This window comes from Cardinium endosymbiont of Nabis limbatus (assembly GCF_965196625.1).
GTDB lineage: Bacteria > Bacteroidota > Bacteroidia > Cytophagales > Amoebophilaceae > Cardinium.
In genome coordinates this window covers 590,619-604,399 of record NZ_OZ239769.1, presented here as the reverse complement: position 1 = coordinate 604,399, position 13,781 = coordinate 590,619, and the positions used below count along the sequence as shown (strand labels likewise).

The 13,781-nt window shown below is 39.8% G+C and carries 12 protein-coding genes, 1 tRNA gene and 1 pseudogene; all 14 read left to right on the top strand.

The features are described 5' to 3' along the window. The first annotated feature begins 529 nt into the window (after window positions 1–529). The 14 genes and pseudogenes from ACOALF_RS02830 to ACOALF_RS02765 all read left to right on the top strand — a co-directional run bounded on the left by ACOALF_RS02830 (window position 530) and on the right by ACOALF_RS02765 (window position 13,715). Window positions 530–1,531 carry a hypothetical protein gene (locus ACOALF_RS02830; RefSeq protein ID WP_419241009.1) on the top strand — a complete coding sequence of 334 codons (1,002 nt, stop codon included), beginning with the start codon at window positions 530–532 and terminating at the stop codon, window positions 1,529–1,531. 34 nt (window positions 1,532–1,565) lie between these two features. Beyond that, a complete protein-coding gene (locus tag ACOALF_RS02825; RefSeq protein ID WP_419241008.1) occupies window positions 1,566–2,075 on the top strand; it encodes a hypothetical protein in 510 nt (169 codons plus the stop codon). Between the two features lie 57 nt (window positions 2,076–2,132). Then, entirely contained in the window at window positions 2,133–3,113 is a 981-nt protein-coding gene (gene miaA, locus ACOALF_RS02820) for a tRNA (adenosine(37)-N6)-dimethylallyltransferase MiaA (protein WP_419241007.1), read from the top strand. 110 nt (window positions 3,114–3,223) lie between these two features. After that, complete coding sequence (locus ACOALF_RS02815; RefSeq protein ID WP_419241006.1) at window positions 3,224–3,907, top strand: ClpP family protease; 684 nt, start codon at window positions 3,224–3,226, stop codon at window positions 3,905–3,907. A 19-nt stretch (window positions 3,908–3,926) separates the two neighbouring features. Further along, window positions 3,927–5,192 (top strand): ATP-dependent Clp protease ATP-binding subunit ClpX, encoded by a 1,266-nt coding sequence (gene clpX / locus ACOALF_RS02810; RefSeq protein ID WP_419241005.1) that lies wholly within the window; start codon window positions 3,927–3,929, stop codon window positions 5,190–5,192. A gap of 49 nt (window positions 5,193–5,241) precedes the next feature. After that, window positions 5,242–6,642: a D-alanine--D-alanine ligase family protein gene (locus tag ACOALF_RS02805; RefSeq protein WP_419241004.1), complete on the top strand. Its 1,401-nt coding sequence runs from the start codon at window positions 5,242–5,244 to the stop codon at window positions 6,640–6,642. Window positions 6,643–6,786: 144 nt separating this feature from the next. Then, complete coding sequence (locus ACOALF_RS02800; RefSeq protein WP_419241003.1) at window positions 6,787–7,206, top strand: single-stranded DNA-binding protein; 420 nt, start codon at window positions 6,787–6,789, stop codon at window positions 7,204–7,206. Window positions 7,207–7,384: 178 nt separating this feature from the next. Further along, the gene (locus ACOALF_RS02795; protein ID WP_419241002.1) at window positions 7,385–8,878 is read left to right on the top strand and encodes a leucyl aminopeptidase; all 1,494 of its coding nucleotides are present in this window, start codon (window positions 7,385–7,387) and stop codon (window positions 8,876–8,878) included. A 121-nt stretch (window positions 8,879–8,999) separates the two neighbouring features. Then, a complete protein-coding gene (gene lgt, locus ACOALF_RS02790; protein WP_419241001.1) occupies window positions 9,000–10,184 on the top strand; it encodes a prolipoprotein diacylglyceryl transferase in 1,185 nt (394 codons plus the stop codon). 140 nt (window positions 10,185–10,324) lie between these two features. Further along, window positions 10,325–10,852 carry a translation initiation factor IF-3 gene (gene infC / locus ACOALF_RS02785; protein WP_419241000.1) on the top strand — a complete coding sequence of 176 codons (528 nt, stop codon included), beginning with the start codon at window positions 10,325–10,327 and terminating at the stop codon, window positions 10,850–10,852. Window positions 10,853–11,035: 183 nt separating this feature from the next. Then, window positions 11,036–11,236 (top strand): 50S ribosomal protein L35, encoded by a 201-nt coding sequence (gene rpmI / locus ACOALF_RS02780; RefSeq protein ID WP_419240999.1) that lies wholly within the window; start codon window positions 11,036–11,038, stop codon window positions 11,234–11,236. A 45-nt stretch (window positions 11,237–11,281) separates the two neighbouring features. Continuing rightward, a pseudogene (gene rplT / locus ACOALF_RS02775) lies at window positions 11,282–11,614 on the top strand (50S ribosomal protein L20); the annotation flags it as partial. Between the two features lie 387 nt (window positions 11,615–12,001). Continuing rightward, window positions 12,002–13,081, top strand: coding sequence for a peptide chain release factor 1 (prfA, locus tag ACOALF_RS02770; RefSeq protein ID WP_419240998.1), 1,080 nt, complete (start codon window positions 12,002–12,004; stop codon window positions 13,079–13,081). 561 nt (window positions 13,082–13,642) lie between these two features. After that, window positions 13,643–13,715: transfer RNA gene (locus ACOALF_RS02765), tRNA-Lys, on the top strand. The last annotated feature ends 66 nt before the right edge of the window (window positions 13,716–13,781 follow it).

The following is a 13,781-nucleotide window of genomic DNA, read 5'->3' as shown; positions in this document are numbered from 1 at the left end:
AAAGCGTTTGATTACCAAAATCAATAAGGTATAGTATACTACTGTTATATTCTAGATGATTTAGATTAAATATCCATAAAACACTAGGCTGCGCTTGAAAATATTTTCATAAAAGTACTGGTAACCAGTTTTTAAAACTAAATTTTAGGGTTCAACCATTTAATTATAGATAAGTGCAAAGCTTATAAAAGACTTATTTTCAATGGATACAAACACCACAGTATAAATGATGCAAAGCACCAATTGGCCAAGTTAAAAACTTCATGTGCATGGTATCAAGTTTTTTTATAACTTTGCAGAACAAAAACACTATTCAAGTTAATCGCTTAGCCAATGATACACTTTTGCTTGATCTCTCAACGAATGTATAACTAGATTCAACTATAACAAGAAAGTTTTAGATCAAAAAAACCTAAAAATCAATCAGAAAGTAAAGATTTGTTCATCGCAAACCTAAACCAGCCATATTAGTTCTTCAATGCGTACCCCTAAGCTTATGCTAAAAATATCTTTTTGCTTGACTTTTTCAATGGCAAATTGGTGCAGCGAAAGTAGAAAGAAGTTATTTCTAGCAAAAGATCACAAAAAAAATAGTAGCGCACCTATAAACATTAAACTAACAGGCAAAGATCATATTCTATCCATTAACTCGCCAGATGCTACAATTAAGATAAGTACACCTGCGCAAAAAAATCAGAATGAGAACAACGCGCCTATATCTACGCAACAAGAGCAAAAAACAATAGCAAAAAAGAAAAAAAAGAAGAGCAATAATAAGCAAAACGCCGCAGCAGCGAATAGAGAAGAAAAAGAAGAGACAGAAGAGAAAGAGAGAGCAGCAAAAGCAGCAGAACAGAAAGCAGCAGAACAGAAAGCAGCAGAACAGAAAGCAGCAGAACAGAAAGCAGCAGAACAGAAAGCAGCAGAACAGAAAGCAGCAGAACAGAAAGCAGCAGAACAGAAAGCAGCAGAACAGAAAATAACAAAAGAGATAACAAAGGAAATAGGCGCAGTATGGAGTCAATTAGAAAAATTCAATTTCAAAGAATATCAAACACAGCTATCAAAATTAGAGAATAAAATAAATAAAATAAAAGCCAAAAACATTAAAAAAGAGGAAGAACGAAACAGATGTATAAAAGATCTGAAAAGCCTACAAAAAGCCGAAACTCAAGGTAAGAAAAAGGAAAAGAACGAGTTAGAAGCCAAGAAAATACAACTAAAGACACAAATAGACGCGAACAACAACAGAATAAAGGAAATTAACACATTCATACAGTTCATACAGAAGGAAGAAAAGAAGATGCCTATAATAAAGGATTTAAAGCCTATATACAAAGAGGTAACAGATTTGGAGGAACGGCTAAACAAAGAGAAGGAAGAAATAACCTTAGATAGCTTAGAGGAGATACTAGAAACAATAACGTTGCAGAAAAGTAAGCTAAACGAGCTAATTAAAAAGGATACAAAGAAGATACCATATACAATAAATAACCTTACCCAAAAAATTAAGGAAGAACTGAATAAGTAAAAAATCAGAACTAAAAAGACAAAACCCTAATCAAATGCGTACCATACAATTTATATTAAAAACATATTTTTGCTTGACTTTTTTAATGGCAAGTTTCTGTAGCGAAATTCCAAAGAGTGTGCCTATACTAAAAGATCAGAAGAACCATAGCAAACAACTTGGAACCCTTACAGTAGACGGCGAAAAGCATATAATAGCCATTAACTCAAAAGGTGCTACAATTACTGAAGGTACACCTAATCAAGAAGCTCAAACCCAAGAGAGCAATCCTTTAAACAATAGCAAGCTAGACGACCAAAATAATCTCATTATCTCTGGCCGAGCATCTTTAAACATCGATATAAAAGGCACTAGCCACATCATTTTGATTGACGCTCCTGGTTGTAACGTCTTCAAACCTATATCTACGCAACCACAGAAACCAGCAAGCGATACAGATGGAGACGATAATGGTGATGGTGATGGTGATGGTGATAATCAAACCGATCAAACTTCCCAAAACGATGATGAAGATAACAAAAATGAAACCGATAACGAATCATAACACCCAACCACAACACCAATAGTTTTATCAAGAAAAAAATAGAAACAAGCCCCTCTTATGTCTTCCAACCAAGCCAGCACAGCCAAACGCAAGCACTTAATCGTTATAGTCGGTCCAACCGCTATAGGCAAGACAACGCTTTCCATTCAGCTCGCTGAAAAACTGCAAACAGAGATTATATCAGCTGATTCCAGACAATTTTACCGTGACCTAGTGATTGGCACCGCCCAACCAACCCAAGCAGAAATGAAGGGCATCCCCCACCATTTTTTATCTTTTTTACCCATTCAAGCCAATTATACAGCCGGTAGGTTTTCCCAAGAAGCATTAGCGCAGCTCGATCGCCTTTTTGCCCATCATGAGGTAGTCATCGCAACCGGTGGCTCTGGACTCTACCTAAAAGCACTCTGTGCAGGGCTAGCCGACATGCCTACCCTGCCCACGCACCTACGTGCCACCCTAAATGCCGCCTTAGCAGAAAAAGGCCTCCCCTACCTTACCCAACTGCTGGCAGAAAAAGACCCCACCTACTACCAAACCGTAGACCTTAAAAATCCCAAAAGAGTCATCAGGGCATTGGAAGTCTGCTTGGGTACAGGAATGCCCTACTCCACCCTACGCAAACCATGCAGCGCAGGAACCAGACCATTTAATATAATAGCCATAGGACTCGCCCAAGCAAAAGAATGGTTGCACAAACGAATCAGCCTCCGTGTGGAGGCTATGATGGAACAAGGGTTACTCCAGGAAGTCGAAAGACTTTATCCCTACAAAACCACCAATGCCTTGCAAACATTAGGCTATAAAGAGTTATTCGACTATATTGACGGCAGGTGTAGCTTAACAAAAGCCATAGACGATATCAAAACCAACACAAAACAATATGCAAAAAAACAGATGACTTGGTTTAAAAAAGATACCAACACAAGCTGGTTTGAACCGTATGACCTGGCTAAAATAGAAAGCCATATCGCCGCACGCATTAGCCCATCGCAACAACCTATTCCATCCACTTCACACCTCCCAACCAAAGGATAGTGATTGAACCGCATCCAACTATAAGATTTGTTTAATACATTATTTTGTACTACCTTTCAAAAAAATACCCAATGCAGGGAACAAGATAAGTTTTACCTCCCATATTAACTATGTTAGATCAAAAAGAATTTAAAAAATTTGCAGTTAAAAATGGCTATGCGACTGGTTTACAGGTCCATAACTATGTATCAGATGTCGAAAACATGACCCGATCGGTTATTGAACAGCGGCCGGCCCATTTTAGAGAGGTAGACGTCTTCTCCAGGCTGATCATGGACAGGATCATCTTTTTGGGCACACAAGTAGATGATAATATTGCCAATATTATTATTGCGCAACTGCTTTTTTTACAATCTGTTGATGCTAAAAAAGATATTTTACTCTATATCAATAGTCCAGGAGGTTCTGTATACCCAGGCTTTGGCATTTATGATACCATGCAATATATTTCGCCTGATGTAGCAACGATTTGCACAGGCCTTGCCGCTTCTATGGCGGCTGTATTATTGGCCGGAGGCGCTCAAAACAAACGCTCTTCCCTGCCACACGCCAGGATTATGATTCACCAGCCCCTAGGAGGCGCCAAGGGAACTGCTGCAGATATGGAAATTACCATACAGCAAATCCTTGAAATTAAAAAAGATATTTATAACATTTTATCTAAGCATACAGGTCAAGACTATGCTTCTGTAGAGCGCCATTCAGATAGAGATTATTGGATGCGTGCCAACGAGGCCAAAGAATATGGCATCATTGATTTTGTATTAGAAAAAGAGAAAGAGCTAAAAAATTAACCATACAATTACTACCATTATGAAAACCCATTGTTCTTTTTGCAAAAAAGCGAGTGAGATCGTCAGCATGATGGTAACTGGCCCAGAAGGTCGCATTTGTGACCAATGTGTGACACAAGCTGCACAGATTATTCAACTTCAAAAGGAAGATAACCTGATTAATGATATTAAACCGGTTAACTTGCTGCGCCCGCAGGAAATAAAGGCCCATTTAGACGAATATGTGATTGGGCAAGAGGAGGCAAAAAAAGCATTGTCTATTGCGGTCTATAACCACTACAAGCGTCTGGCCCACCCGGCAAGTATAGAGGATGATGTCGTCATTGAAAAATCCAATATATTACTGGTTGGAGAAACCGGTACAGGTAAAACCTATTTGGTCCGCACATTAGCACAAATGCTAGAAGTACCTTTTTGTATTATAGATGCAACCGTTTTAACAGAAGCAGGGTATGTAGGAGAAGATGTAGAAAGCATCATTAGCCGTCTGTTGCATGCAGCCAATTATGAGGTTACCGCAGCTGAGCGGGGGATTGTTTATGTAGATGAGATTGATAAAATTGCCCGTAAGGGAGACAACCCATCTATTACCCGAGATGTAAGCGGTGAAGGGGTACAACAGTCTTTACTAAAGCTATTGGAGGGTTCTATTGTCAATGCACCCCCACATGGAGGAAGAAAGCATCCAGACCAGAAGCTAACAGCTGTAAATACAGAAAAGATTTTATTTATTTGCGGAGGCGCTTTTGATGGCATCTCCAGGACCATCAGCAATCGAATCAATTTCAATTCCATAGGATTTGAGTTTTGTGCAAAGCGTAATACCAAGATAGATGATAAAGATATGCTTAAGTATGTTTCTGCGTCAGATATAAAAGGGTATGGGCTGATTCCTGAGCTAGTAGGCCGCCTTCCAGTAATCAAAGGGCTTGAACCGCTTACAAAATCTGACCTGCGGCGTATTCTTACAGAGCCTAAAAATGCACTGGTTAAGCAATACATTAAGTTATTTGCAATAGATGGCATTACCCTAACCTTTACAGAAGAAACACTTGACCTGATTGCAGAACAAGCCATTGCACTAAAACTAGGTGCCAGAGGGCTGCGTTCTATCTGTGAAAGCATTATGGGTGAAGTAATGTACACTGCTCCATCGTTGCAAGACCAACAAAAACTAGTGGTTGATAAAAAGTATGCATTGGAACAACTCAGTAGAACACGGCTAGAACTGCTTAGACAAGTAGAAACAAGCAGCCAAGATGAGGGGCTAAAAAAAATGGCCTAACCATACCTATTTCATAAGATGAACCCGCTTTAGATTACAGCTTGTTTTCGTGCATAATGCTTTATTGATACCCATTAGAGTAGGGATATTTTTTGGAGGGCAATCTAGAGAACGTGAGGTTTCTTTTGCCGGCGGGCGTACGGTGTACGACCATTTAGATCGGAAAAGATTTGAGCCCATTCCCGTTTTTGTAGATAGCCTAGGGAACTTTATCCTACTCCATACACAATATCTTTACCAGGGCACCATTCGAGAATTCTATCCCTCTGCTGCTGCAGCTAATTTTTGGGGCATTCCCCTTTACATAGAATCACTAGCTGCCACTGAAAGCCATGAGCCATTTATCGAAAAAATAGGGCACAAAATAGAACCCGCTGATTTTTCAAAATATTTCGATATCGCTTTTCTCTGCTTGCATGGCCCTTATGGAGAAGATGGCGCGATTCAAGGGCTATTGGCATGGTACCAAATGCCCCATACAGGATCCGGCATATTGCCATCCGCACTGGGCATCCATAAAATATTTCAACAAAAGCTTTTACAAAATGCAGGTTTTTTAGTCGCCCCTTCTTTGGTTTTAACGCAACAAGAATGGCTGAACAGGGCGGATAAAAGCAGGCTACTAGACGAAATCATCGCTGCCATCGGTCTGCCTTTCGTTGTAAAAAGCGGCAAACAAGGCTCCTCTATAGGGGTGGCGATTGTACAAGACGATAGACTAGATGTCTTTACAACGGCCGTTCATAAAGCATTCTTTATCGAAACCATCAGCTATGATCGCTGGACAAGCTATACACCAGCAGATAAAAAAGCTTGGTTTAATAGACTCATAGACCTACGCGAAGGCATAGGATTCCCTTTATTAGTAGACGAACAAATTTTCTATACGCCCCATGCCTTACTAGACTATATAACGCACTATTTGCAAACCAAGCAGGCGCCTATCCTACTCATAAGCGCACATAGAGAAGAAGCCATTATCATAGAAGCCTTTATAGAAGGGCGGGAATTTTCTTGTATTGTACTAGAAGCCGAAAAAGGCCACCCCATTGCACTGCCACCAACTGAAATCTTAAAAGGCAATCTTCATTTTGATTATAGAGCCAAATATTTGCCTGGTATCGTACGGAAACAAACCCCTATGTGCTTGTCTAGCCCGCTACTGGATGCCATTCGCAAAGAGGCAGTGGCCCTATTCCAACTATTGGCCTGTACAGTATATGCCCGTATAGATGGCTTCCTTACCAAGGATCATACCATCCTATTAAACGACCCGAATACTACCGCTGGCATGCATCCTGCCTCCTTTTTATTTGATCAAGCAGCAGAAATTGGCCTCCACCCTACCCAGCTGCTTACCTTTATCATCAAACGTTCACTTGAAGTAAGCAAAGACAAAGGCTACCTGACCGCTAATGCCCTTTTGAAAAAACTTGAAGCCAGCCTATAAACGCCAATACATTGGTTTTTTAACACGAAATCAGCAGATTACTTAGACAGTTGCACAACCCATTTGCAAAGTCGGTATGAATGTCTTAGATTGGAGTATAGATAAAAAACTATTTTTCTGTTAACATTTTTCTGAACAACCCATATGGGAAGTGTTAATAAAGTGATTATTTTAGGCAATCTGGGCAAAGACCCAGAAATACGCCACTTAGAAAATGGGCGCATGCGCGTACAGCTTACCGTGGCTACACATGATAGCTACAAAACCAAAGAAGGTGAAAAAATAAACCATACAGATTGGCATGAAATAATACTTTGGACCCCTCATGCAGAAATTGCGGCGCAATATTTAAGCAAAGGCAGACAAATCTACATAGAAGGGAAGTTAAGCCATAGGTCTTATATAGATAAAGATGGACACCAAAAGTATGTTGTACAAATTGTTGGCCAACACTTTGTATTATTAGGGGATGGGAAAACTAAAAACCAAGGGGTACACGTAATCAATCATAGGCCACAAAATCGGGCAAATGAAAATGATGATATGAGTGAGCTGCCGTTATAAGCGATGTATAGCCTATTTTTTCTTGATTTTGTAGCGTTACCCTACAGCAGCCACTAATAAATTCCTTATATTTAATGAGCGTTTGGTGGCAATAGGTGTATTGTACACCGCTTGATACAAAAACAAAGGTTGGTTACCTACTGAAACTTTCAAATAACTACTAACTACTATTTTTACTATGCAGTATCCTGAATTTCAATTTTTAAGCAGCCAAGCATCACAAGTAGCACACAGCTGTTATGCATTTGGTATTTTTGAAAAAAATCATACCACCCCTGAGGCCAGCCATCTAACGGATGAACCGTTGTACCATGATGTCCTCTTACCTTTGATAAAGGAGTCTCAATTTACGGGCCAACAAGGCACAATTGCTACAGCCAACGGTTTGCCTACAGTAGGCAAAGTAATACTGGTTGGTCTAGGGAAACAAGAAGCCATTGGCGAAGAAGCCATTCGGCAAGCTGCAGGGATGGTCTATAACGCATGTATCAAGTTGTACAGCCCATCGGTAGTAGTGCATTTCAACACGCTATTAAACGATACAACCCACTTAAAAGCTTTTGCTGAAGGCATCTTGCTGGCTGCTTATGTAGACGAACGTTTTAAATCCCAAAAGGATACAAAAACCACCTATCTAAAAAAAGTATATTTACTAAATGCCAAAGCAGATGACCAAACCATTCAACTAGCCCAAAAGATTGCAACCGGCGTCAATCTAGCTAGAGACTTAGTAAATGCTCCGCCCAACTATGCAACCCCTTCTATGTTGGCACAAACCGCCACTGAATTGGCCCAAAAGCATCATTTGGCGCTCAATATATTAGAAAAAGAGGATTGCGCAAAATTGGGCATGGGTGCCTACCTTTCCGTTACACAAGGTTCTAACGCCGTGCCTAAATTTATCCATCTCTGTTATAAGCCAAAATCACTTGATGCCCAGTCCCCTTTTCAAAAGATTGCCCTAATCGGCAAAGGCGTCACCTTTGATTCTGGTGGGCTCAACTTAAAAATAGGGAATGCGCAGATTGAGTTAATGAAATGCGATATGGCTGGTGCAGCAGCCGTGCTAGGCGCAGCAGAAGCTATTGGAGCGATTCAACCCCGTAAAGAAGTACATTTTATTATTCCTGCCACGGAAAATATGATCAATGGAAGCGCGACCAAGCCTGGTGATGTCGTAACCGCGTCTAATGGCAAAAAAATTGAAATAGACAATACAGATGCTGAAGGGAGACTGATCCTAGCAGATGCATTGGTCTATGCAGAAAAACTCGGTGTAGATGCCATGGTCGACTTAGCTACTTTAACAGGTGCCATGGTCACTGCACTCGGCACACATATGTCAGGTATATTTGGTACCGATCCACAACTGACCAACAGCCTGATGGCTGCTTCCCCAAGAACAGGTGAAAAAATTTGGCAAATGCCTTTAGAAGCATCTTATTTTAAGAGTATGCAGTCTATTGTTGCAGATATGCGCAATACAGGAAGCAAAAAAGGAGCGGGGTCTATTACAGCTGCGCTATTCTTAAAAGAATTTGTTGAAAAGACCGCTTGGGCACATTTAGATATAGCAGGTACGGCCTGGAAAGAGCAACCTTGGTGCTACCACCATGCAGGTGCTACAGGTTTTGGCGTACGCCTGCTAGTAGACTGGCTGCTAAACAGCTAGCCCTTTATCTTTAAAGTCAATTATTTGACCCCTCTGGTGATGAAAATAGATGGGCTGCCTTTGTATGGGGTGGCCTAAGCCTTAGTAAATCTTATATAACTTTATTTCTACCTTACTATTTATGCCAAGCACTATTGTATGGAATATAGCTCCAGAGTTATTCACAAAAGGATTTTTAAACCTTCGCTGGTATAACCTGCTCTTTGCTACCGGTGTATTAGGAGGTATTCCCATCTGGTATCATATGTTTGCTAAAGCTGGTAAAACCAGAGAAGAAGCGGACAAAATCAAAGGTTATGTAGTGCTGAGCGTATTGGTTGGTGCCCGCTTAGGCCATGTTATTTTTTATGAATGGCACTATTACCAAGACCACCTCTTAGAAATATTTTTGCCCGTCGTCTTTTCACCCAAGTTTAAAATAACTGGCTTTAGTGGCTTGGCAAGCCATGGAGCTGCTATTGGGATCGTACTTGCTGTTTTCCTATATGTAAAACGCATTACCCTATCTCTTTTCCCGCCCTGCATCCGTTTTAAAAACCGACGATCAGCTGGGGAATTTTTATGGCTTGCAGATCACATAGTCATTTTAGCTGCTTTAGGGGGCGCAATGATTCGAATTGGTAACTTTATGAATTCTGAGATCATTGGCAAACCTACTGGATCAAACTATGGTGTAGTATTCGTCAGAGAGTTGCATGATGATTTGCGCAAAAAGCATGATTCTACAATCGAAAGTGTAGTCATAAGTAAAGCATCTAGCACCAACATGCCACCCATAAAAGCCAATTACCAACCCATTAAATTAACTATTTCCTTTAAAGAAACCCTTCAAGATGAAAAGATGATTAAAAATTTTCTTGCACAATCTTTAAAAAACCATTTAGTCCAGGAAGCCTATTTTAATAGCTCGCCTAAAATCTATGAAACCTATGGAACCCCGCTCTCTTACACCCTGCACAAAAAGGATCAAGGCTACCAAGCAGATGTCTATACCTGGGGTATTCCAAGGCATCCAGCACAACTTTATGAATCTTTTTCATGTATACTGATTTTTATCACACTATTTTTATGGTGGAAACGAAAAGGCCAAACCCTAGCGCCTGGCCGCATCTTTGGAACATTTATGATCATACTTTTCTCCCTTCGCTTTTTTTACGAATTCTATAAAGAAAACCAAGTTGAATTTGAAAATAACATGTCACTCAACATGGGTCAGTGGCTTAGCTTACCTTGGGCTATAGTAGGATTATTTTTAATACTCCGTCGGCATCCCAAAACAGTACCCCAAAAAATGCAAAACAAATAAGTCAAGCCCATAGAAGCGCATCTTGTTTTCTGATTTGATTTATTGAAAACTTGTTGAGATATTTGTATATTAACTACAGATAGCCAGAAAATACTGGTTCAATGGATGCCTACAACAGACTATAATCAATATTTCGCCATTTGAAAAACATAATAAAAGAAACCCATAATGTAAACGAACGTATTACTGCACCTCAGGTACGTTTGGTTGGTGACAACGTCGTGACCGGTGTGTATCACATCCGTGAAGCTTTAGCCATTGCAGAAGCCCAAGAACTTGACTTAGTGGAAATTGCTAAAGCAAGTGACTTCCCTGTTTGTAAAGTAATGGATTATGCTAAATTTAAATACTTACAAAAGAGGAAGCATAAAGAAATAAAAAGTAATGCCCAAAAGGTCGTTATAAAGGAAATCCGTTTTGGCCCCAATACAAGTGATCATGATTTTGACTTTAAGTTAAAACATGCAATTAACTTTTTACAAACTGGTGCAAAAGTAAAAGTTTGTGTTAAATTTGTAGGCAGGGAGATTATGTTTAAAGAAAGAGGTGAGTTAATCTTACTTAGATTTTCGCAAGGATTAGAAGCTTATGGAAAAGTAGAACAACTGCCTAAACTAGAAGGTAGAAAAATGAGCCTAACCATAGCCCCATTGGGCGCCAAAAAATAAGATTACTTTGAATAAAGGTTTATAGTTATTTTGAATATTTTTCGCTAAACTTGGGGTTTATATAAGCCTTTTTCGATATTTCTATCTATATTTACAGTTATATAAAAGGTAGTAAGCCTATATAAGGCGCAAGTAGCGCGCCAGTTGCATTAAGCCATTTAAACATCCGTTATAACTAAAGATATGCCAAAAGTTAAAACACATTCTGGTTCAAAAAAAAGATTTCAGGTAACAGGTAGTGGTAAAATTAAGCGGAAGCATGCTTTTAAAAACCACTGCTTAGCCAAAAAAATTAAAAGCACAAAGCAAAAAAGGCATCTTACGCACAGCGCACTCGTACATGAAACCAATGCGCCCACTATTCGTAAGCTGCTCGTGATGTAATGGGCGGGGCGGTCTAATCTCAACATTCTAAATTAAAATGTAATTATGCCAAGGTCGGTTAATTCGGTAGCCTCAAAGGCACGTAAAAAGCGCACATTAAAATTAGCAAAAGGTTACTGGGGCAAAAGAAAAAATGTTTGGACAGTAGCTAAGAATGCTGTTGAAAAGGGTCTTTTATATGCTTATAGAGACCGTAAAACAAAAAAAAGAACCATAAGAACATTGTGGATACAGCGCATCAATGCAGCGGCTCGTTTGCATGGAATGGCTTATGGTCAGTTTATGGGCAAGCTGAAGCAATGCAATATGGATATAGATAGAAAAACACTGGCTGACTTGGCTATGAACCATCCAAGTGCATTTGAAGCTATTGTACAAATAGGTAGCCTAAAAAAGGCAGTATCTGTTCAATTCACCGCTGCTGGCCCGCCCATAAAAAGTTTGACGCATAGTAAATCGTAAGGGAACGAACTGTTGTTCAGCGGAAAAAACAGAACTCGCCCGCTGCGCGTGCTCAAACATGCTGTTTTTCTGATCCGCTGAACAACAGTTCGTCAGATAACTACAAGCTTACTGAAGCGCCGAGTTTTTTATAGGCGGGCCATTAGTGCTTTAACTTGACGCAATGGCAACAACCGCCTATAAAAATGATGTTGTATTGGATAGTCAATAAAATATACTCCTTAAGTTAACACCATTGGTTAAATGGATACATCCTTTACTTGCTCCTAGTATGGCCATGCCCTTAAGCAGATATATGATCATATGATTGAAAAACTAAAATCCATCCAGGAACGGTTCCACGAGGTAGAAGCAGCCATCTATCAACCAGACGCTTTGAGTGATATGAAGGCCTATGCGGCACTCAATAAAGAATATAGAAAGCTATCTAAAATTGTTGATTTATACAAAGACTATGAGCTTGTATTAGAAAATATAAAAGAAGCAAAAGAAGTATTAAATAATGAAAAAGAAGAAGCTTTCCGTGAGATTGCCAAACAAGAGCTAGCATCTGCCTTAGATAAAAAATCCAATTTAGAAAGCGCATTGCGCGATGCACTTACGCCAAGCGACCCCAATGATAGCAGGAACATCGTTTTAGAGATTCGAGCGGGTATTGGTGGGGACGAGGCCGCGATTTTTACAGGAGATCTTTTTCGAATGTACAAGCGTTTTGCAGAAAAAATGAAATGGGATTTTTCCATTGTATATACGATAGAGGGCACTGCTGGTGGATGGAAAGAAATTGTTTGTACGATAGCGGGTGAGGATGTATATGGCCTTATGAAATATGAATCTGGCGTGCACCGTGTACAGCGGGTCCCTACTACTGAAACACAGGGCCGTATACATACTTCAGCAGCCAGTGTAGTTGTATTGCCAGAGGCAGGGGAAGTGGAAATCAACTTAGATTTAAATGAGGTACGCAAAGATACTTTTTGCTCTTCCGGTCCAGGTGGCCAGTCGGTCAACACTACCTATTCAGCTGTACGACTAACCCATATTCCCACTGGATTGGTTGTATCCTGCCAAGATGGCAAATCGCAAATCAAAAATTATGAAAAAGCCTTAAAGGTATTGCGCTCTCGCCTCTATGATATGGAAGTAAAAAAACAACAAGAAGCTATTGGTGTAGAACGCAGATCTATGGTCAAACGTGGCGACAGAGGGGATAAGATCAGAACCTATAACTTTCCCCAGGCCCGTGCAACAGATCACCGGATTGGCTATACAGAGCATAATTTAGCGGCCATATTAGATGGGGCTATATTGGATATGATCAAGGCATTGCGTGTGGCAGATAATGCGGAAAAATTACAAGCAGGTAAAGAGGGGAGCTTATAATAAGCCTTAAAAAGTTATATAGCATGGCGGTCTGTTTTGTAAGCGCGATGGTATTGCTCTGTTGTACGATTTGTTTAATCCTCAATATGGCTGGTTTAATATTTCCGAAGTGTAGATATCACTCCCATCTTACAAAATTTTCCTCTATAGAAAATTTTATATCATCCAAATGTGATAATGCAACTTGAGCAAAATCCTACATACAAGGAAAAAAGATCTCGCCATAGAAGGCTTAATTTGTAATATTAGTACGATTATTGTGGGTATGATTTTTTGGATGATGCATTGGAAAATATACAAGCTGAGCCCGTGATGCAAATGGATCGTTCGCATACTCCAGCGGCCATTAGCCCTTTAATTTGACGCAATAGAAACAACCCACCCATTAATTGTCAATTTTTACCAAGTATATCAAAAGCCGTTGCAATAGAAAACTAAAGGCCCTGAAAATACGTATATACCTTAAAATGTATGTACACCAAGATGAGGCTCAATAAGATGGGTGAATAATTTTTATTTTCACTAAAAAATGAATAAATTTACAATTATGCAATTGATGTTGATCTCGTAGCTCAGCTGGTAGAGCATCTCCCTTTTAAGGAGAGGGCCCTGGGTTCGAGTCCCAGCGGGATCACGTTGCTAAAACGGTTACACATAGAAAGCTTTATAAGCGCTTGATTTTGTCTATACTTGATTTTAT

What these genes read in the sequence shown, in the direction of transcription:
- ACOALF_RS02815 (WP_419241006.1), top strand. Translation starts at nt 3,224, where the DNA reads ATGTTAGATCAAAAAGAATTTAAAAAATTTGCAGTTAAAAATGGCTAT.
- ACOALF_RS02825 (WP_419241008.1), top strand. Translation starts at nt 1,566, where the DNA reads ATGCGTACCATACAATTTATATTAAAAACATATTTTTGCTTGACTTTT.
- prfA (WP_419240998.1), top strand. Translation starts at nt 12,002, where the DNA reads ATGATTGAAAAACTAAAATCCATCCAGGAACGGTTCCACGAGGTAGAA.
- lgt (WP_419241001.1), top strand. Translation starts at nt 9,000, where the DNA reads ATGCCAAGCACTATTGTATGGAATATAGCTCCAGAGTTATTCACAAAA.
- ACOALF_RS02795 (WP_419241002.1), top strand. Translation starts at nt 7,385, where the DNA reads ATGCAGTATCCTGAATTTCAATTTTTAAGCAGCCAAGCATCACAAGTA.
- ACOALF_RS02830 (WP_419241009.1), top strand. Translation starts at nt 530, where the DNA reads ATGGCAAATTGGTGCAGCGAAAGTAGAAAGAAGTTATTTCTAGCAAAA.
- miaA (WP_419241007.1), top strand. Translation starts at nt 2,133, where the DNA reads ATGTCTTCCAACCAAGCCAGCACAGCCAAACGCAAGCACTTAATCGTT.
- ACOALF_RS02800 (WP_419241003.1), top strand. Translation starts at nt 6,787, where the DNA reads ATGGGAAGTGTTAATAAAGTGATTATTTTAGGCAATCTGGGCAAAGAC.
- rpmI (WP_419240999.1), top strand. Translation starts at nt 11,036, where the DNA reads ATGCCAAAAGTTAAAACACATTCTGGTTCAAAAAAAAGATTTCAGGTA.
- clpX (WP_419241005.1), top strand. Translation starts at nt 3,927, where the DNA reads ATGAAAACCCATTGTTCTTTTTGCAAAAAAGCGAGTGAGATCGTCAGC.